Source organism: Rubidibacter lacunae KORDI 51-2 (assembly GCF_000473895.1).
Taxonomy (GTDB): domain Bacteria; phylum Cyanobacteriota; class Cyanobacteriia; order Cyanobacteriales; family Rubidibacteraceae; genus Rubidibacter; species Rubidibacter lacunae.
Map to the genome: position 1 here is coordinate 50,727 of NZ_ASSJ01000049.1, position 19,355 is coordinate 70,081.

The window sequence follows — 19,355 nt, forward strand, 5'->3', positions numbered from 1 at the left end:
TCCATCAAGAGAGGTGTTCGCGGATCCTAGCACGAGCGATCGAGCAGGCGATCGCCAATCGCACTGCGGACGACAATCTGCCGCGCGCGATCGAACAAGACCGATCCGATCTCGACCTCGCATTCGGCGTGGCAGCGAATGTAGTCGCGGCTGCGGCGATCGATTGCCTCGGCAATTGCGCGATAAACCGGGATAGCGGCATCGCGCGATCGCAATAGCTGCAAGGCAGCTTCGGCCGTCGGACAAGCAAAGAGCCCCCGGATTGTCTCTGCGGGCAACCCGCAACACGCAGCGTGGGCGGTGAGGATTTCCAAACGACCGTCGGCAAGGTGGTGATGGGTGTGAAAGATGCCACCGGCGAGTTTAAGTAACTTGCCGTGATAGCCGAACAGCAAGATCGACTGCACGCCGGCCGCGCCGGCCGCCGCCAGGAGCGGACCCAGCCAATTCGCTGTTTTGACCAGGCGTTCGCGGGCGATGCCTTGCTGTCGGGCAAGATCGAGTCCGTTTTCGCCGATACAGAACACCAAACAGTTGAATTGGCGGGCTTTGACCGTTAGATCCTCGCGAAAATCATCGAGTTGGGCAGGCGCGCTCAGGGGGTGGGCGATCGCACTCGTTCCCAATAATGACAGTCCTTCGACCACGCCAAACGCTGCATTGGACGTGCGCGCGGCGAGGCGTCGGCCCTCGGGCAGGATAAGGGTCGCGACGATCGCCTCATCGGCCCGTAGAAAGCGCTCGAGGTTTGCCTGCAATAACCGCCGCGCATAGCGGTAGATCGCCGGTCGGTCGCCCTGACGGCCGATACCTTCGCCGGCGCGAATGGCGATTGCCTCGGGTTGTCCCGGATCGCCCCAGGCAACCAGCGCCCAAACCGGCGTGTGGCGAGTAAGGTCGAGGTTGTCGCCTGGGTCGCTGCGGGCGATCGCCAGCACCCGCCCGTCGTCGAGCCGCGCGATTTGTTCGATGGGGATCGCTGCCGTTTGCGGCGGTTCGAGCAAATCCAGTGCGACCGTCGCCAGGCGATCGCTCGGTTCGCCCTGTAAGTGGCGCAGGGCAGCGACAGCTGCCGCGCAGACAAACACCGGCAGCGTATATCCCGAGCGCGGGGGGGGTGATGCGGGAACTGACGAATTCATAGGCAGTTTGCAGTTGGGTTGAGGAGACGCTGCGATCGTGGGAGCCGATCTGAGGAACGACGCGATAGAACTGGCTCGATCCTAAAAGGGCACCGCGCTCGTGCTTGGGGAATTTACGGGGATGGGCTTGGGGAAAGGCTGGGGAAGCAACCACCCGAGCGCCAGCCAGAATATGTCTCGAATCGCTGCGAGATCGGATAATCGCGTTGCCCCACCAGGGGAGCATCCTTATAATTTGGAAGCTGTGAAAATCGCGGCTGGCAACCCCCGCATTTGAAGACCGATGGCGCACCTTCCCGAGACGACCGCCGAACTTGCTGATGTCCTGGCGACGCCCGTTTCCTTTGACTTCGACCTGCCCGACCCGGCAGACCCGACCCTCGACCACAGCGAGTTTCAGCGTCGCTTGGATAATGCCTGGCAGCAGTGCGATCGTATCGATCTCCGCACCGATATTTGGCGCGGGCGCATCCTGCGCACCGTCCGCGATCGCGAGAAGTTGGGCGGCGACGCGCGCGGCGCGGGATTTTCCGAGTGGCTCAAGCGCCGCGAGATTACCAAAAGTCGTGCCTATTCGCTGATTCAACTGGCGAATAGTGCCGATACGCTGTTGAGCGCGGGCGACTTACCGGCCGAGGCGATCGGAAATTTCAGCAAGCGCGCGTTTGTCGAAACGGCTAAGGCTGCCCCAGAAGTCCAGCGCCTCATCAGCAAAGCGGCTCGGGATCGGGGCGCGCGCATCACCCGCCGCGAAGTCAAGCAACTCTCCGACGAGTGGACGGCCATGAGCTCGGATCTGCTGCCACCGCAGGTCAAGCAGAAGGCTGGCGAAGGAACGCTGCCGGCTCGCCACCTGGCACCGCTCGTGAAAGAAATGGAGAAGTTGCCCCCCGCTCACGTACGGGAAATCCAGCGCGAAATCCAAGAGCATCCCAACACCGATACGGCCAAACACCTGGCGAGCGAGGCCCGCACGCTGTCGCGCTATCTAGATGCTGCAGCCCGCGTGCAGGCAATCCGCAATTGCAAGGTCGACATGGAACTGGCGCTCGATGAGGCCTTGCAATTGGGCTGCTTGAACCTGACCTCCGATCTCGTCAAGCAAGCCGCACAGCTCGAGCAGGCAACCGCTCGTCTCTTCGCGCTGTGGAAGCGCCTTGGCAACCTCAGCGATCGGCTCTATGTAGACACGGGTGCGAGCAACCCACACCTACGCGCGCTTCTTGGTTGCCTGGACGTCCTAACCAACGACACGATTGAAGTCCCACTGGACGACAGCGGCGATCGCCTCGTCCGCCTGCGTGTTCTTCCCGACGCCTGAGCCGCGATGCGATCGTGGCAGAACTGCTCGCAATGGCTCGGGCGATGGCGATCGGCAATGATCCCAAATTGGGCAAACGCATAGCAGTAGAAGGGGATAGAGGAACTAGCCATCTGCCTCGGCTGCCCAGGGGAACATGCCGGAGAATCTGGCGATGTTGCGGGCACATCGCGATGGGATCCGCTGTTTAAGGACAAGATTGCCAGAAGGGAGCAAAAAAGCGACTAAGGGTTGGTTGGGGAAACGACGAACTGCTGAGTATCCGGGCTCAGCGGGTTTGCGTTTGCCCTGGCAACCCTGACGGAAGGAGCGGCCGGCAGTTCTTCACAATTGCTGCTACACTAGCTGCCGGAAGTGGCAGAGGCTCTGTCGCCGAGAAAGTGGGGGGTAACCCGCTTTTTTTATGGCCCGCTTGCAATGACTCATCCTTCAATCGCACCCATTCAGGAGCTGGCAGCCCCCCTGGCAGCCGAACTCGGACTCGAGATCGTCAACCTCGTCTTCCAGACCAATTACAGCCCACCGGTTCTGCGCGTCGATGTTCGCAACCTCGGCACCGACACCGGGCTCGACGACTGCGAGCGCATGAGCCGCGCTCTTGAAGACCGTCTCGACACCAGCGGGCTGATCCCTGACGCCTACGTCTTGGAAGTCTCTAGCCCCGGCTTGTCGTCGGAACTCGCGTGCGATCGTGACTTCATCAGCTTTAAAGGCTTCCCCGTCCGCATCAGCACCCACGAGCCCTATAAGGGCAAAACCCAGTGGCGCGGCCGCCTACAAAAACGCGACGAAACTGCTGTTTACATCAACCAAAAAGGTCGCGTTACGGCTATCCCCCGCGACGCGATCGCTAGTGTCGAACTCGACGAAGAATCCTAATCGCGATCGACCCGCCCCAGACAGCTGCCCCATTCCGAATTCGTTTCGAGGAGAAGAAACTGATGACGCTCTTACCGCTGCCCGGATTGGGCGGGATGATCGAAGAGATTAGCGAACGCCATAAGCTGCCCCAATCGTCCGTCCAGGAAGCTCTCAGCGAAGCGCTTTTAAAAGGTTACGAACGCTATCGCCGTTCTCAAGATCTCGACGCGCAGTACACCGAAGATTACTTCGAGAATTTTGATGTCGAACTCGATACGGATGAGGAGGGGTTCCGCGTCCTCTCCACCAAAGAAATTGTAGAAGACGTCGAAAACGCGGATCATCAAATCAGTTTGCGTGAAGTTCGAGAAGTTGCTAGCGAAGCCCAACTCGGCGATCATGTTGTCCTCGATGTTACTCCTGAAAAGAGCGACTTCGGGCGTATGGCCGCTATTCAGACCAAGCAAGTTTTGCTCCAAAAACTCCGCGATCAACAGCGAAAACTCATCCAAGAAGAATTCCAAGACTTAGAAGAAACTGTTCTCAACGCTCGTGTATTGCGCTTCGAGCGTCAGTCCGCGATCATGGCCGTGAGTAGCGGTTATAGCGGTCAAAGTCGCTTAGAAGAAGTCGAGGCCGAGTTACCGCGGCGCGAACAGTTGCCGAACGACAGCTATCGCCCCAATGCAACCTTCCGCGTGTTTTTGAAAAAGGTTCGAGAAGGTCCGCATCGCGGACCTCAACTTCTGGTGTCCCGAGCAGCTGCCGGCCTCGTCGTTTACTTATTCGAAACAGAAGTTCCCGAAATCGAAGACGAGGTCGTGCGGATTGTCGCGGTTGCCCGCGAGGCCAACCCTCCCTCCCGGCACGTCGGCGCGCGCACCAAAATTGCAGTCGATACGCTCGAACGCGATGTCGATCCGGTTGGCGCTTGTATTGGAGCGCGCGGCTCGCGCATTCAAGCAGTCGTTAACGAACTGCGCGGCGAGAAAATCGACGTCATTCGCTGGTCGCCCGACCCCGCCACTTACATTGCCAATGCGCTCAGCCCCGCTCGAGTGTCCGAGGTTCTGCTCGCCGATTCGGAGGAGCGTCAGGCAATCGTACTAGTTCCCGAAAATCAGCTTAGTTTGGCGATCGGAAAGGAAGGGCAAAATGTCCGTCTGGCTGCACACCTAACGGGTTGGCGCATCGACATCAAAGATGAAGCAATATACGAGCCCGAGCCCGAACCGGTTGCCCCCATTGCAACCGACAGCGAATTCTCGGAGTTCTCCCACAGCAACGACAATGATTCTGATCCCCTGCCCGACGCCATCGCCGAGCTGGACGACGAGTCGGATATCGAGGAAATCCCTGTCGACCTCACATCCGACGACGAAGAGGTACCGGTCGCGTTCTCAGCCGATCCTCAACCGATCGCCCCAGCTCTGGAGGAAGAGTAGCTTGGCATCTTTAAGCCGGGGGAAGCACACGGGGACTAACCAGCTGAGCACCCTCCCCACTACGTTCATTTTCACCACAGATCCGTACAACATGCCGCCCAATTATCGCCGCTGCGTTAGCTGCCGTCGGAGCGGACCCAAAGCGTCTTTCTGGCGAGTAGTGCGGGTCTTTCCGTCGCAAACGGTACAATTAGACGAAGGGATTGGGCGCTCAGCGTACATTTGCCCGCAGGCAGCTTGTCTGCGAATCTCACGTCGAAAAAACCGTCTCGGGCGCGCGCTCAAAACTGCGGTTCCCGAGACAATCTACGAGCAGCTTAGCGAGCGCTTAGTAGCCCGGGCGGCCGAGCGCTAACTCCATCAGGGCTCTCCCTCGAGAGCTAGGGGTTTTAGCCAGAGCTATTGGGGTTACCCACTGTTATCGCTAGGATAACTTGAGGCGAAGACCGCCATAAGTGCCCTGCGGATTTACTGGACTATCGGGAACGCGTGGCTGGAAGTTACCGTATCTGACGCCTCACTCTCGATTTCAGCTGCTAGCTCTTCCCTGCCATTCCAACTCGAGTTCGCCGAGCGAGTTATCTGGGCGAGCGCTTGATTTGACAGGGCTACGCAGTCCCTCCGGCACTTAAACCGAAGCGCAAACGGGTAAACACCACGCAACCACCATCGACCCCATCACGCATCCAATCATCGAACGCATACACGGGCAAGACCACGGGACACAGTGCATGAGCAAAATCAGGATCTACGAGCTATCCAAGGAACTGGATCTGGATAACAGAGACATTCTCGGGATTTGCGAGGATCTCGGCATCAACGTTAAAAGCCACAGCAGTACGATTACTGACGACGATGCCGAGCGCATTCGCGTGCGCGCGCGGAACGGCGGCAAAGGAGCAGCTAGCAGCGGTGGCAACTCAGCGAGCGGCAATGGCAGTAGTAGTGGTGGCGGTGCCAAGCCACAGTTGCGCTCTAGCGGCAGCAAAAAAGTACAGCCACCCGTGAAAAAGCCGCGCCAGCAACAAATCCTTGCTTTGCGCAAGGGAGTACGTCCTGCCCCTCCGCTTCCGACCAATGCAGATGGCGATGCACCACAGCTCGTAGCGCCACCGCGCCCGCCCGCCCTCAATAAGCCACAACCCTCGTCAGCAGTAGCCCCATCCGAGACTTCTGCAGCGTCGCCTCCTCAGTCAAAGCCGCAGCTAATCGGTCCGCCCGGACAGAACGCACCAACGGTGCCAGTTCTGAAACCACTCCAGCCGTCGCCACCACCGGTATCAGCTGATGCGCCTTCGTCGTTGGAGACTCCACCAACGCGCGAACCAATACGAAAACCCAGGTTGCTCGGCCCTCCGGGCAAACCGGTTATCCCGTCCAAACCCCGGCCGGAACGACCGCCAGCCCCGCGCAAGCCTGGCGCTGGCGAACCAACGCCACCACCGAGCCGTCACGGTAGCAGCGAGTCTGAGTCATCGGTGAGTGTCGTACAGTCGCCGCTTCGCCCGCGCCGCGCCCTGAAACCCAAGCCCTCTCGGGACGAGTACGCAGAAACCAAGCCACAGCAAGCGCAGGCAACGGACGACACGGACAGTTCAGATGATGTAGATGACAGCGTGGAGGTGTTGCTAGAGAAGCCAAAGCGCCAAACGCCCAAGCTCAAGCGACCCGAAACACGAACCAGCAGTCCGCGCCGCGACTGGGACGAGGAAGAGAAGGAGCAAGCTGCCGCCAAGAGCGGCACCAAGGCAAAGCGACGTCCAAAACCGGTCGACGAAGATGAGGACGTCGAACTGGATGGGCTCGACGCCGACAAGGATGTTTCCGTTACAAATGCACTTTCTCTTGAACGACCCCCGAAACCGGCAGCATTAGTCCGAAACAAACCCGCGCCCAAGCCTCAGAGCAAGCCGAAGAAACCGATCTCGCGGGCTGCTCGTGCTAGTAGCGATCAGGGAGGTGCTGGTGGCGGGAGCGCATCGCGTCGGCGCGATCGGCGCGAGGCACCGCAACGTCCTGAACTGATTGTCTTAACTGAGGGGCTGACCGTCCGCGACCTCGCAGAGATGTTAGCTGTGCCCGAGACGGAAATCGTCAAAAGTCTGTTCTTCAAAGGCATCGCGATCAACGTCACGCAGACGCTTGACCTACCCACAGCACAAACCATCGCCGAAGAAATGGGCGTCATGGTTGACGTGCCAGAGGAGCAAGCTGAGGCGACGAAGACCACGGAAATGCTCGATGACACCGATCTAGAGCACCTCACGCTGCGTCCGCCGGTCGTGACGATTATGGGTCACGTGGATCACGGCAAAACCAGCCTGCTCGACTCCATTCGCAAAACACGGGTGGCTCAAGGTGAAGCCGGGGGAATTACCCAGCATATTGGCGCCTACCACGTCGATGTCGATCGCGGTGGCGAGCAAAAGCAAGTGGTTTTCCTAGATACACCGGGCCACGAAGCGTTCACCTCTATGCGCGCGCGCGGCGCGCGCGTTACGGACGTAGCAATTCTTGTTGTGGCAGCCGATGACGGCGTTCAGCCTCAGACCCGAGAAGCCGTGAGCCACGCCCGCGCGGCAGAAGTACCTTTGATCGTAGCAATCAACAAGATTGACAAAGAAGGGTCCGAGCCCGATCGCGTCAAGCAAGAGCTAGCCGAACTGGGGCTGCTGCCCGAGGAATGGGGCGGCGAGACGGTGATGGTCCCGGTGAGCGCCTTGCGCGGCGATGGGCTCGATACGTTACTCGAGATGATTTTGTTGGTAACGGAGGTCGAGGAACTGTCGGCAAACCCCAATCGCCTGGCCCGCGGCACAGTTATCGAGGCAAACCTGGATCGTGCCCGAGGTCCGGTGGCAACGCTCTTGGTTCAGAACGGCACGCTGCGCGTTGGTGATGCCTTCGTCGCCGGTCCTGTGTTCGGTAAAATCCGCGCCATGATCGACGATCGGGGCGATCGCGTCGAGTCTGCGCCGCCCTCGTTCCCGGTGGAGGTGTTGGGACTAACCGACGTGCCGGCTGCTGGGGATGAGTTTGAGGTCTTTGCCAACGAAAAAGAAGCCCGTGCCCTGGCCGAGCGCTGCCTGCAGGAGCAGCGCCAGACGCGCCTGCAGCGAGCCTCGCGCTCGCGGCGGGTTTCGCTCAGCGGGCTCTCAGCCCAGGCACAAGAGGGCGAGCTAAAAGAACTGAACTTGATCGTGAAAGCTGACGTGCAAGGATCTGTCGAGGCGATCGAGGGCTCGCTGGAGCAACTCCCGCAAAATGAAGTGCAAGTGCGCGTGCTGATGGCTGCCCCCGGCGAAGTAACTGAAACCGACGTCGATCTGGCGGCTGCTAGCGGTGCGGTTATCTTGGGATTCAACACGACGCTCGCAAGCGGTGCCAAGGCAGCTGCCGATCGCGAAGGCGTGGACGTGCGCGAGTACGACGTGATCTATCGCCTCTTGGACGACGTTCAAGGAGCGATGGAAGGTCTCTTGGAGCCGGAGGAAGTCGAGCAGCCACTGGGCGAAGCGGAGGTGCGGGCCATGTTCCCGGTCGGACGCGGCACTGTGGCGGGTTGCTACGTACTCTCGGGCAAGATCGTCCGCAACCGCTTCATGCGCGTGCGCCGCGGCAGCGAGGTGGTTTACCAGGGGAATATCGACTCGCTCAAGCGCGTCAAGGAAGACGCCCGTGAGGTCAATGCCGGGTACGAGTGCGGGATCAACTCGACGAAGTTCAACGATTGGAAGGAAGGCGACATCATCGAGGCATACGAGATGGTGATGAAGCGCCGTACCCTCACGCCAGCGGCGGCTACTAGCAGCCGACGTTAGGACGCACTCCAACCGCGACGGCAACTACTTACTGCCCGACTTACTCGCAACCTACTGACTGACGCTGTGCTGGGAGGCTGCATGCGCGCTCGTGCTTCGGATTCGTTTCGGTTGGACCCGTATCTCTGGATTCACTTTGCGGGTCTGGGAGCATTGCCAGCGTGTTTGCTGGCAGTATGGTTGGGTTTAGCGGCTGAAGGTGCGGTCTGGCCGGTAGCCCTGGATGTGCTCCTGGTCGGGGTATTTGGGTGCGTGCCGATCGCTTGGATGCAGTGGCAGCAACCTTTTGATATCTTTAGCCTTCTGCTGTTCTCAATCCAGCCCCAGCGCCTGACCGAGCAACAACGTCGTATCCTCCGTGCGTTCGGTCTGCCTAAGCAACGGATCTGGTGCGCGATCGCGGCAGTAGTGATGCCTGTTGTTCTGTGGCAGATCGCGCGATACGCACCGGCAGCTGCAGTGACTACACCGATACACTCGCATTGGCTTGGCGTCGTGGCAGCCGCCGTTGCTTTTTTTGCGGCGAACCTGTTTCTGCAGGTGCCGCTGAGCGTGGCAGGCGTGCTACTGACCGGCGAGTCGACAGTTGCCGGACTCGAACCGTATCCAGTGGCAGCAATTCGCAAGGACTTTTTCGTACCCGGAATTCGCGTCGCGAGTATTGTGCCGAGCGTCGCTCCTGCGCCGCGTGTCGAGGATATCGCCTCCCTGACCGCTGATGAACCCGGAGACGATGATGTGAGCGATCGCGTGCAAACAGATGTTGGGGATGCCAGCAACGAGCCGGTTGCCGAGCCCGCTACAGAAGAACGGTTCGACGATGCCGATCGCGCCGACGGGGTCGAGTCGACAGACGAACCCCCTGCAGCAAAATCTATTACTGATGAGACGATTTTTGAAGCAACTAAAGAACTATTCGACTACAGCGATCGTGGCGACGGCGGCGAGCCAACAGTTGAAGCCGGCGAGGTCGCCGTCGTTGCGTCAACCGAGCCGGGCAATCCTTCATTTGACGCGGAGGGAACTGATACTCAGGAAAGCTCATCTGCAGAATCGGTAGAGCAAACGAACGACTCTCAGGCAGACGCAGGCACTGCCGCTTCGGATAGCGACGAGTCAACTGAGTCCGAGACTGAGTCCGAGTCCAAGACTGAGTCCGAAATCTCGATCGACACGGCTGGCGAACCTGAAGGTCGCGAAATCGATGCAGTCGAGCCGCAGATTGACGATCGCAACTCGCAAGCCTGACGGCGTGTCGCACAATAGTCCTAGCAAACGCATTCCAACAACAGAACGGTGGAAATCACTTTTCTCGGAACGAGCTCGGGCGTCCCAACGCGATCGCGCAATGTCTCAAGCGTGGCTCTGCGCCTTCCGCAGCGCGGCGAAGTATGGTTGTTTGACTGTGGTGAAGGCACCCAGCACCAACTGTTGCGGAGCGATCTGAAAAGCTCTCAGATTCAGCGCATTTTTATCACCCACATGCACGGGGACCACATCTTCGGACTGATGGGGTTGCTAGCAAGCATCGGTCTGGCTGGCACCGGTGCCCCGATCGCTTTGTGCGGACCCCAAGGTCTAGATAGCTACCTGCGCGCCTGCGCGAGGTACTCGCACACCAACCTCGGACGGCGAATCGACGTCACCGAATCGCAACCGGGCGTGGTGTTCGAAGATAGCGAATATCTCGTCAGCTGCTTGCCCTTGAAACATCGCATTCCTGCCTTCGGCTATCGCATCGTCGAAAAGGACCGCCCCGGACGGTTCATGGTCGAGAAGGCGGCCGCACAGGGCATTCTTCCGGGGCCGATCTACGGCAGACTCAAACGCGGCGAGACGATCGTTTTGCCTGATGGTCGGCGTATACGCGGCAACGAGTTGTGCGAACCCGACGAAATCGGTCGAAAAGTTGTTTATTGCACCGACACGGTCTTCTGTGAGGCAGCGATCGATCTCGCACGGGATGCCGACGTCTTGATTCACGAAGCAACCTTTGCCCATCAGGACGCACAGATGGCATTCGAGCGCCTGCACTCGACATCCACCATGGCGGCGCAAGTCGCTCTAGCAGCTGGTGTGCAACAGTTGATCCTGACCCACTTCAGCCCGCGCTATGCGCCCGGAAATGCACTGCAACTTGACGATTTGCTTGACGAAGCGCGTGCGATCTTTCCAAAGACCTGCCTCGCTCGCGATTTTATGACCTACGAGGTTCCGCGCCGCCGCACAAAAACCGCCGCATCTGTCACCTAAGTGCCAGCGCCAGCTGCTAAACACCCAATCGATAAGTGCAAATCGATGTGTGGTGTTTTAGTGCAGGCGCAGGCGGATTCGGTTGAAACTTACTCTTCCTCTTCCCAAGCTTCCACCAGGACAAGTTCGCGGATAGGATCTTGCATCGCGAAGCCAAAATCCTCAAGCTCTTGCTTCCAAAACGCCCAGCTCTCGCCGTAGAGGAACGCAATTTTCCAGATACCATCGCTCGGTTGCAAAACGCCGGATTTCACAAGCGAATGAACCTTATTTTGCAGCTTCACCATTGGGTGAGCAACAGTTCGATCGATCATATTTGATTATCTCGTGCAAAACTTTCTACAGAGATGCTTCGATGCGGAGAATGTTTCATAGTGCTTCGCTCGCGCATCTCGTAAGCAACTTTAGCAGTTGTAGCGCATTGCGACGTACTTCGGCAAGACGGCGATCGCGATTTGCAATGCGGAAATCCATACCAATGTGTCGAGATCCACAGAAATCGATACTCTAAACGGTCCAATTGCGCTAACTCGTCACGGGTGGCGCAATCTCGGTCGGCAGGAGGTCTATTGGGCACTTTACCTGCGTGGAGGAGTTGCTGAAAACAGCTGATTTCCCTTCACATATGGCAACGGACTGGGTGAGTTAAGGCGATTGATGCAGTTAGAGATCGCTCCATCCGAACTAAGGGCAATCGATGGCAGGCGACTTCGTAACATCCTGTCGCAACTGTCAGACCGTTGGCAGCCATACCGTACTCTTGCAAAGGCATAACGCTTGCAGACATGCTTGCCGAGCATCGAGATTGATGCGCGCGTTTGTAGCCATCGGGCTGCTGTCAATTGTGCTCCGACGGTTTAGAGATGCACGTCCTCGCCATAACTTTCGCCGAAGCAAATGTGCTCCAGGGGAAACCGACCGCCAAATTCCTTAAACGGCTCGTCCGCATAGCCCAACGCTAACAAGCAACACACGTCAACATCTTCGGGAATGTTGAACGCTGCTTTGACTCGGGTACCGGAAAACCCTTCCATCGGACAGCTATCGATGCCGAACAGCTTGGCTGAAAACATGATCTGCGAGACAGCTAGCATAACGTGGCGGTTGATCCAGGCTTCGACGCTGTCGAAGCTGGGAGCTGTCTTAAAAACTTGGGGAACGGATTCGCGCATGAAGTCGGCATAGCGATCGTCGATTGCACCGGTTTCTCGACCGAGAGCGATAACGGCTTCGATATTTTCCGATGCGGTTGCGCGGCGATCGCCACAGCAAATTAACACAACTGGGGCTTCTCCGACTTGGCGCTGGTCAAAGGCACAGGACTGGAGTTTTTTGCGGTTGGCGCGATTCTTGACGGCAATGAAGCGCCAGGGCTGCAAGTTAAAACCGGATGGCGCGAAGGTTCCCAAACGCAGGATTTCCCGAAGCGTTTCGGTGGGGATGGGGTCGCTCGTAAAGGCACGTGCGGACCGGCGCTGCTCGATTGCGTCGATCGAACCGAAGCTCGGGTAAATTTCAGCCATATTGCTCGGCTCCTCCCCATGAAATTTTGTGAGGTTGAATTGACATTTCCTGCAAGACAACCTCTTTAGACACTCTAGATGGCAATCGATCGCTCGTAAAGTAACTTCGTTCGGCATCGATCCGGATGACATCGGCCGCGGTACCACGTGGCGAGTGCAAGAAAGTCCGGCCTCGGTGTCGACAGTTTGCGGACAATAGCGACCATCTTCCCAACGCGATCGCTCGCAGGGAAAACCTTTCCATCGTTTGCCTATTGTCCGGTGTGGGGCTATCGGCAGAAGTGCAGCACGATTGTGAGAGCGCGACCTTGGCATAATGAAGGTTGAATTACGACATGGGTGCACAACTGTATCGGTACTGGTTGCCTCGGTCGGTCCCCAACGTTAGTCAGCACGACTGAAAGCTCACTTCAATGCAAAATCCTTCTCTCCGTCAGGAGTCCCGTTACGAACCGGCAGCCGTGATTCCCGTTCAGCGCGACGAGTCCTTGTTGGACTGGCTGCGGAGCAACAATCGCCTCATCGCCCGCGAGTCCGTCGAAGAAAGCGGTTTCGAAACCGAGGATGAGGAAATTTCCGATCTGATGGACGGCGACGATCGCGAATACACCAATGCCAGCGAGGAACAAGATATGGACAATTAGGTCTGGCGAACCGAACAGCTGCAACGCGCGCGAGCTCGTTGGGCAACGGTTAGCGAGCGTCCCGCAGCATTTGCCAACGGGCTTTAATTCGCAAGCGAGGATCTGTGGAAACGAAACTGTCCCATCCCAGCGCAATTTGCAATCCGTCGGGCAAGGGATTGCTCGTTGTTCTAGCGATCGCCCTCGTTTCCTTCGCTACAGCGTTCGATACGCTGACCGACCAATGGGGCGACCCAGCAACGACGATGCTCCTGCCGCTGCTCGTTTGTGCGGCACTCAGTGCGATCGCAGGAGTGTGGGGTGTGCCTTGGCTGCGCAAGCTCAAAACCGGTCAGGTAGTCCGCGATGACGGTCCGCAAGCCCATCTCAAAAAGGCTGGGACCCCGACGATGGGCGGTCTATTATTCGTGCCCGTCTCGGCGATAGTGGCAGCACTTTGGTCGGGGCTTGCAGCGGATGCGATGGCCGTCGCAGCACTGACGCTAGCGTTCGGAGGGCTTGGCTGGTGGGACGACTGGCTGATTCTCAGGAAAAAGTCCACCAAAGGCGTCTCTCCGCGCCTGAAGTTGGGATTGCAAATCGCGGTGGCAACGCTATTCTGCGCGTGGCTGTTCCTTTCGCACCCAGATGCAACTCTGACGGCTCTGAACCTGCCGTTTGGGATCTCATTTGACCTGAGCTGGCTGTTCTGGCCGCTGGTACTGTTCGTCTTCGCAGCTGAAAGCAATGCGACCAATCTAACCGATGGTATAGACGGGTTGGCCGCGGGCACCTGCGCCATCGCCTTACTGGGTTTGGGTGCGATCGCGGCTCCCGTATCTGCAGATCTCACTACGTTTTGCGCGTGCTTGAGCGGCGGGTGCTTGGGCTTCGTCATCCACAATCGCAACCCGGCAAAAGTGTTTATGGGCGACACTGGTTCTCTGGCCTTGGGCGGCGCGCTGGCTGCTGTGGGCATCCTCGCTCAAAATTTGTGGGGGTTGTTTTTGCTGAGCGGGATTTTCTTCATCGAGTCGCTATCGGTCATCGCGCAGGTTTGGTACTTCAAAGCGACGAAGGGACCAGACGGCGTCGGCAAGCGCTTGCTCAAAATGGCTCCGCTGCACCACCATCTCGAGCTCAGCGGTTGGACGGAAACGCAAATTGTTGGTGCGTTCTACGCGATTGCCTTGGGATTGACGTTGGCAACTGTTGCGATCGCGCGCATTACCTGAAGTATTGATATTGGGGTGGAAGTCCCGCACGCGATGCTTAAAACACTCGATGCTTAAAAATAGTATTTGTTAGCGACGCCCATCGCTCAATAGTCCTTTCTATAACCACTGTCGAAACACTCTCGCCTTGCCATTCTGCTCGTATTCAGATGCGGGCAGCTCCAGTTGCGACAGTGATGATGTCGCGGCGGGAATGATATAGTTCGGGCAATGAGTCTCCCGATTAAGCAAGAAGATAGTCGATGGAAACGTGCCTCCCCGTTTTGTCTCCCGACGATTCACTGCCGCAGAAACACGAGAAGCTCGCCCGTATTTTGACCGATGCTGACAATCTCCTCGTCATTCAAGATCTCGACGGCGTATGCATGGGGTTGGTCAAAGATCCCCTGACTCGTACGATCGCGCCCGAGTACGTTTGGGCGACGCGCGCCTTCGACGGTCATTTCTTCGTGTTGACCAACGGCGAACACTGCGGTCAGCGTGGGGTGAACGGCATTGTCGAGCGCGCCTTTGGCGGGGCCGAGCTCGTGCGCGAGCGAGGCTTATATCTACCCGGACTGGCGGCGGGTGGCGTACAGTGGCAAGACTGCTACGGTAACGTTTCGCATCCCGGCGTCAGCGAGGCAGAGCTGGCTTTTTTACGTTCCGTGCCCGGACGTCTGCGCGCGCGCCTTTGCGACTTCTGCCAGCGCTATCCCGAGGCGATCGCGCCGGCACTGGTCGAAAAGACGATCGCCGCATCTGTTCTAGATAATGTGGCTTCACCGACGGCCAACCTCAACACCTTCTACGATTGCCTGCACGGCGATGTGAAATCGTACGGTCGTCTGCAACGAGCGATGGAGTCGCTGATGGACGAGTTGCTGCAGGCTGCTGCCGAACAGGGACTGGGCGATTCCTTTTTTGTTCATCTCGCTCCCAACCTCGGTAAAGACGTTCGGGGTCGCGAGGTACTCTATCCCGTCAGCGCCAGCGACTCCGGTACGACGGATTTTCAGTTTATGTTGCGTGGCGCGCTCAAGGAAGTCGGCGTTCTTGCCATTCTCAACCGCTACTACCATCGTCGCACCGGGACGTATCCGTTTGGTCCCGACTTCAACGTCCGTTCGGCTCCCCACAGACACGACGAGTTGCTTGCCCTCGTCCGCGAACGCCTCGACCCCGACCTCATGCCCGTCACGATCGCTGTCGGCGACACGGTTACCTCGCGGGCGGAAACCGTCCACGGCAGCAACGAATTTCGTCGCGGCGGCAGCGATCGCGGCTTCTTAGAGCTCGTCCAAGCAATCGGCCGCGCGATCGGTCGAGACAACATCGTCGTCTACGTGGACAGCAGCGGAGGTGAAGTTAAAAACCGCAAACCCTTAGTGCTCAGCAACGACGGCAACACCGTTATTGCTGGTCCCGGCGACCCCAGCGATCGTGACGATCCGTTGGCAATCGACATTGTCTTTCCAGGCGGTCACAAGCAATACACGACCTTATTGCAAACCGCTGCCCGCGATCGCACGACAAAGCGCGACGGTCGTTAATTGAGAGTGGGGGAGCAATAGCGACCGTCATCTCATGCCAATGTGGCAGTCGCTCGCCGAGTGGACGCTAGTTCCAAAAGAGGTACGGGGAAGTCTACTAATTCCAGGGACTCTTGTTGCAACGTATGACGCCGGACCTCTGCATTCAAGCATTTTCAGATCCTACGGGCAGAGAATAGTTGAAACAAAAGATACTCGTTCGAGTCAGGTCGGACATCTTTATGCCGGACAAGTATATAAAGCGAAACTCAAACAAATGTCGGACTTTGGTTTATCGACTTTACCGACGGCAAAATGCCCGTGCTGCGGTGTGGACCTTTGTTCTTGAGCGAATTAACGGACTGAGCCGTTCTCGATGAGTTCTGCAGCATTCCCCCAAGGCGCAAGCACGGTCAGTACGGCATCGCACCCTTCAAGGCTTGTTCGATGACCGCGCGATCGCTGGTTGCACCCAGCACGATTGCGATGCGTTCCTGAAACCGCACCAGCTTCTCGACACGGCGTTCGCGACGCCGACCACCTCGTAACCGCAAGCCAGTGCGAGCTTACACCATGTACTGACCGAGTTTGCCAGAAGGGCACACGATGCAACCCTTCTTGATGTCTCCCTGCGCGAGGCGATCGCGAGCGGGTGGTAGGCTCGGTCGCGATCGCCTTTAACTGAATCGACAATCGAACCCGTTACTGCGTCAGCCGGGTAAGCACTTGATTCGAGCGCGCTACGAATGCCTCGATGCCCTCTGAATCGAGGGCCTGCTGCGCCATCAACGCCAAGTCGTAAATGTAACAGCACATCAAGCGTGCCGTCTCAGCCGAGGGCGACTCGCCACTGGCAGAGACGATGCTGCTTTGAGCGAGCTTCACCACATTTTGCACCAGCGGATGCAAACTGTTCACCACCAACACGCGATCGTCTGGAAACTCCAGTGCCTTCTGCTGCATCAACGCGGTCATTTCCTTCAAGCGCCGCATTGCTTCCGGCAGCAACACCATCGCCGGCGGTGTGCCTTGGGGGTCGTCCGACTTCAGTGCTTGAACCTTCACGTTCACCTTTGGATCCGCAATGGCCGCTTCAAAAAGCTCTTTGATCGCCTGGTTGCGGCTCTTGTTCGTCGCCGGATCGACTAATTCGCCTGCTTGGTCCTGCTCCACGAGACTCCCATCGAGTTCTGCATCCACGCGCACGAATTGCAAATTCGAATGCTCGTGCTCTAGGAACGGAATGAAATAGTTTGCATCCATGAATGAATCCAGGAACAGCGCTTCCAAGCCTTGCTGTTCGTAGAGCTTCAGGTAGGTTGCCTGGGTACTCGGATCGGTACAGTAAAACACGCGGTTTTCGTGCTTGTCCTTGTTGCGATCGAGATACGCTTGCAGCGTGGTGTAAGAATAGCCGCGATCGTCCGTCACCGCCTCTGCATCCGTCGACTCCCAAACGTCACCCTCTGCCGATTGCACTTCAACTTTCGGTACGTCGCCCGCAAGCTTCGCCGTCGTCCGATAGACGATCGAGTCCTCGACCTGCTTTTTGAACTTCTCGTCGCGCATTGTGCCGTACTTCACGAACGTGCCAACATCCTGCCAGCTGCGAATGTACTGAGCGCGATCCTCGCGATATAGAGACTTGAGACGATCGCCGATCTTCTTGGCAATGTAGTCGGCAATCCGGCGCACAGTCCGATTTGCCGTGAGCGCACTCCGCGACACGTTGAGCGGAATATCCGTGCTGTCGATGACCCCACGCAGCGGCAGCAAAAACTCGGGCACGACTTCTTCGCAGCGATCGCTAACGAATACCTGATTGCAATACAGCGAAATCTGCCCGCGCGTGACGTCTACGTCCGGGCGCAACTTGGGGAAATAGAGAATGCCGTTGAGCAGAAACGGATAGTCCGTATTCAAATGCACCCACAGCAAGGGATCTTCCTGGGCAGGATACAGATAGCGATAGAACTCCAGGTAGTCCTCATCCGTAAGGTTTTGCGGTGACTCCTTCCAAATTGCGCGTTGCTTGTTGATCGTCTCGTTATCGAGTTCGATCGCCACCGGCATGAAATCGCAATAGGTCTTGATGAGGTGACGAATGCGCTGGGGCTCTAAGTACTCCAACTCGTCATCCAGCAGCGTTAGTGTCACCGTCGTACCTCGTTGTGCGCGCTCGGATTCCGCGAGTTCGAATGCCGGTGACCCATCGCACAACCAATGCACCGCCTGCGAGTCGGGACGCGCTGACAGCGTGTCGATCTCCACCTTCGACGCCACCATGAACGACGAATAAAACCCGAGACCGAACTGCCCGATCAACTGCTCTTCACTGCCTTGGTACTTCTGAACGAATTCCTCGGCGCTTGAGAACGCTACCTGGTTGATGTACTTCTCGATTTCCTCAGCCGTCATGCCGATGCCGTTGTCGGTCACGGACAGCTGCTTCTTACTTTTATCGATAAATATTTTAATTCTGGGTTCGTCCAGCTCGCCCGCCACCTCGCCGGCGAACGTTGCCATCTTCAACTTGGCGATCGCGTCCACCGAGTTCGAGATCAGCTCGCGCAAGAAAATCTCGTGATTGGTGTAGAGCGACTTCTTAATGATCGGAAAGATATTCTCGGTGTGGATCGAGATGCTGCCTTGCTTGAGAACGGTCATAATGCTCCTTGCCTCGCGACGCTCTATCTAATCGAATCTATTGTGCGCGATCGCCCCACCGGAGTTCGATCCGCGATCGCCGTCCTGCCGCCATACGGTTTTCCCCCCAGATGACGCGCGACTGGCGCGCGATCCCAACGCCACACGCGCTCCTTAGCGTACTTATTCCAACCGACAGCAACGTTGGGCGCTACAATCGATCCCGCTCCGCACCCGACTCCTCCACAATCGGCTTTCCCATGAGCGACTTAACTTGGCTCACGCCCAGTCACTGGACGATACTTGCCCTAATACTCGGCTTCGCCGTCGTCCACAGCGGCATGGCTGCTTTGCGATCCCGCGGCGAGCGGCTCCTGGGCGCGCGCTTCTACCGCATTCTGTTCGCGCTTGCCAGCGTGCCGTTTGCTGCGGTGTTGATACTGTATTTCATCGCCCACCGCTACGACGGACTGATGTTATGGCACCTTCAGGGCGTACCCGGCGTGCGAGCGTTGGTGTGGGCCCTTTCAGCACTATCGTTTGTCTTCCTCTATCCAGCGACCTTCAACCTGCTTGAAATTGCCGCCATCCAGAAGCCGGAAATTCACCTCTACGAAGCGGGTATCGTCCGCATTTCGCGTCACCCGCAAATGGTCGGGCAGATTATTTGGTGTGCTGCCCACGCACTCTGGCTGGGAACGACGTTTACACTCGTGACCTGCTTCGGACTGATCGCCCACCACCTGTTTGCGGTCTGGCACGGGGATCGCCGTTGGCAGCAGCGGTATGGCGACGCGTTTGCGGCCGCGAAAGCGCGCACCTCCATCATCCCATTCCGAGCTGCTCTCGACGGACGGCAATCCCTGCACTGGCAAGAGTTTTTACGCCCGGCGTATCTGGGAGTTGCTCTCTTCGTCGGTTTACTGTGGTGGGCGCATCCGTGGTTGTTAGTGGCGGCGGAAAAAGTTATCTAA

General features: G+C 57.9%; 16 protein-coding genes. 11 read left to right on the top strand and 5 right to left on the bottom strand.

Annotated features, from left to right (window positions below; translation table 11 throughout):
* Positions 1-26 precede the first annotated feature (26 nt).
* Positions 27-1,142 carry a cobalt-precorrin-5B (C(1))-methyltransferase CbiD gene (cbiD, locus tag KR51_RS08730; RefSeq protein WP_022606898.1) on the bottom strand — a complete coding sequence of 372 codons (1,116 nt, stop codon included), beginning with the start codon at positions 1,140-1,142 and terminating at the stop codon, positions 27-29.
* A 283-nt stretch (positions 1,143-1,425) separates the two neighbouring features.
* Here cbiD and KR51_RS08735 point away from each other — a divergent pair, with 283 nt between their 5' ends.
* The 7 genes from KR51_RS08735 to KR51_RS08765 all read left to right on the top strand — a co-directional run bounded on the left by KR51_RS08735 (position 1,426) and on the right by KR51_RS08765 (position 10,843).
* Positions 1,426-2,463, top strand: a complete 1,038-nt coding sequence (locus KR51_RS08735; protein WP_022606900.1) for a hypothetical protein — start codon at positions 1,426-1,428, stop codon at positions 2,461-2,463.
* A 417-nt stretch (positions 2,464-2,880) separates the two neighbouring features.
* On the top strand, positions 2,881-3,342 hold the full coding sequence (rimP, locus tag KR51_RS08740; RefSeq protein WP_022606902.1) for a ribosome maturation factor RimP: 462 nt from the start codon (positions 2,881-2,883) through the stop codon (positions 3,340-3,342).
* Positions 3,343-3,404: 62 nt separating this feature from the next.
* Positions 3,405-4,769: a transcription termination factor NusA gene (gene nusA, locus KR51_RS08745; RefSeq protein ID WP_022606904.1), complete on the top strand. Its 1,365-nt coding sequence runs from the start codon at positions 3,405-3,407 to the stop codon at positions 4,767-4,769.
* 91 nt (positions 4,770-4,860) lie between these two features.
* Positions 4,861-5,124, top strand: coding sequence for a YlxR family protein (locus KR51_RS08750; RefSeq protein WP_022606905.1), 264 nt, complete (start codon positions 4,861-4,863; stop codon positions 5,122-5,124).
* 376 nt (positions 5,125-5,500) lie between these two features.
* A complete protein-coding gene (gene infB, locus KR51_RS08755; RefSeq protein ID WP_022606907.1) occupies positions 5,501-8,590 on the top strand; it encodes a translation initiation factor IF-2 in 3,090 nt (1,029 codons plus the stop codon).
* 81 nt (positions 8,591-8,671) lie between these two features.
* A complete protein-coding gene (locus KR51_RS18265) occupies positions 8,672-9,838 on the top strand; it encodes a low-complexity tail membrane protein (RefSeq protein WP_022606909.1) in 1,167 nt (388 codons plus the stop codon).
* 48 nt (positions 9,839-9,886) lie between these two features.
* On the top strand, positions 9,887-10,843 hold the full coding sequence (locus KR51_RS08765; protein ID WP_022606911.1) for a ribonuclease Z: 957 nt from the start codon (positions 9,887-9,889) through the stop codon (positions 10,841-10,843).
* 89 nt (positions 10,844-10,932) lie between these two features.
* On the opposite strand, the gene KR51_RS08770 is transcribed toward KR51_RS08765, so the two are convergent.
* Together KR51_RS08770 and KR51_RS08775 are read right to left on the bottom strand one after the other, a co-directional pair.
* Positions 10,933-11,130 (bottom strand): DUF4327 family protein, encoded by a 198-nt coding sequence (locus KR51_RS08770; RefSeq protein ID WP_456300044.1) that lies wholly within the window; start codon positions 11,128-11,130, stop codon positions 10,933-10,935.
* 570 nt (positions 11,131-11,700) lie between these two features.
* Positions 11,701-12,366: a nitroreductase family protein gene (locus KR51_RS08775; RefSeq protein ID WP_022606915.1), complete on the bottom strand. Its 666-nt coding sequence runs from the start codon at positions 12,364-12,366 to the stop codon at positions 11,701-11,703.
* A 413-nt stretch (positions 12,367-12,779) separates the two neighbouring features.
* On the opposite strand from KR51_RS08775, the gene KR51_RS08780 reads away from it, so the two are divergent.
* The 3 genes from KR51_RS08780 to stpA all read left to right on the top strand — a co-directional run bounded on the left by KR51_RS08780 (position 12,780) and on the right by stpA (position 15,756).
* Positions 12,780-13,010, top strand: coding sequence for a DUF3134 domain-containing protein (locus KR51_RS08780; protein ID WP_022606917.1), 231 nt, complete (start codon positions 12,780-12,782; stop codon positions 13,008-13,010).
* Positions 13,011-13,114: 104 nt separating this feature from the next.
* Positions 13,115-14,224, top strand: a complete 1,110-nt coding sequence (gene mraY / locus KR51_RS08785; protein WP_022606919.1) for a phospho-N-acetylmuramoyl-pentapeptide-transferase — start codon at positions 13,115-13,117, stop codon at positions 14,222-14,224.
* Between the two features lie 242 nt (positions 14,225-14,466).
* On the top strand, positions 14,467-15,756 hold the full coding sequence (gene stpA / locus KR51_RS08790) for a glucosylglycerol 3-phosphatase (protein ID WP_022606921.1): 1,290 nt from the start codon (positions 14,467-14,469) through the stop codon (positions 15,754-15,756).
* A gap of 392 nt (positions 15,757-16,148) precedes the next feature.
* Here stpA and KR51_RS19590 read toward each other — a convergent pair whose 3' ends face one another.
* Positions 16,149-16,289, bottom strand: coding sequence for a hypothetical protein (locus tag KR51_RS19590; RefSeq protein WP_156915050.1), 141 nt, complete (start codon positions 16,287-16,289; stop codon positions 16,149-16,151).
* Between the two features lie 148 nt (positions 16,290-16,437).
* Complete coding sequence (htpG, locus tag KR51_RS08795) at positions 16,438-18,402, bottom strand: molecular chaperone HtpG (protein WP_022606923.1); 1,965 nt, start codon at positions 18,400-18,402, stop codon at positions 16,438-16,440.
* 239 nt (positions 18,403-18,641) lie between these two features.
* On the opposite strand from htpG, the gene KR51_RS08800 reads away from it, so the two are divergent.
* Entirely contained in the window at positions 18,642-19,355 is a 714-nt protein-coding gene (locus KR51_RS08800) for an NnrU family protein (RefSeq protein ID WP_022606925.1), read from the top strand.

Coding starts and splice junctions, on each gene's coding strand:
- htpG (WP_022606923.1), bottom strand. CDS start 18,402: ATGACCGTTCTCAAGCAAGGCAGCATCTCGATCCACACCGAGAATATC.
- rimP (WP_022606902.1), top strand. CDS start 2,881: ATGACTCATCCTTCAATCGCACCCATTCAGGAGCTGGCAGCCCCCCTG.
- KR51_RS08800 (WP_022606925.1), top strand. CDS start 18,642: ATGAGCGACTTAACTTGGCTCACGCCCAGTCACTGGACGATACTTGCC.
- cbiD (WP_022606898.1), bottom strand. CDS start 1,142: ATGAATTCGTCAGTTCCCGCATCACCCCCCCCGCGCTCGGGATATACG.
- nusA (WP_022606904.1), top strand. CDS start 3,405: ATGACGCTCTTACCGCTGCCCGGATTGGGCGGGATGATCGAAGAGATT.
- infB (WP_022606907.1), top strand. CDS start 5,501: ATGAGCAAAATCAGGATCTACGAGCTATCCAAGGAACTGGATCTGGAT.
- KR51_RS08770 (WP_456300044.1), bottom strand. CDS start 11,130: ATGGTGAAGCTGCAAAATAAGGTTCATTCGCTTGTGAAATCCGGCGTT.
- KR51_RS08780 (WP_022606917.1), top strand. CDS start 12,780: ATGCAAAATCCTTCTCTCCGTCAGGAGTCCCGTTACGAACCGGCAGCC.
- KR51_RS18265 (WP_022606909.1), top strand. CDS start 8,672: ATGCGCGCTCGTGCTTCGGATTCGTTTCGGTTGGACCCGTATCTCTGG.
- KR51_RS08750 (WP_022606905.1), top strand. CDS start 4,861: ATGCCGCCCAATTATCGCCGCTGCGTTAGCTGCCGTCGGAGCGGACCC.
- KR51_RS08735 (WP_022606900.1), top strand. CDS start 1,426: ATGGCGCACCTTCCCGAGACGACCGCCGAACTTGCTGATGTCCTGGCG.
- stpA (WP_022606921.1), top strand. CDS start 14,467: ATGGAAACGTGCCTCCCCGTTTTGTCTCCCGACGATTCACTGCCGCAG.
- KR51_RS08775 (WP_022606915.1), bottom strand. CDS start 12,366: ATGGCTGAAATTTACCCGAGCTTCGGTTCGATCGACGCAATCGAGCAG.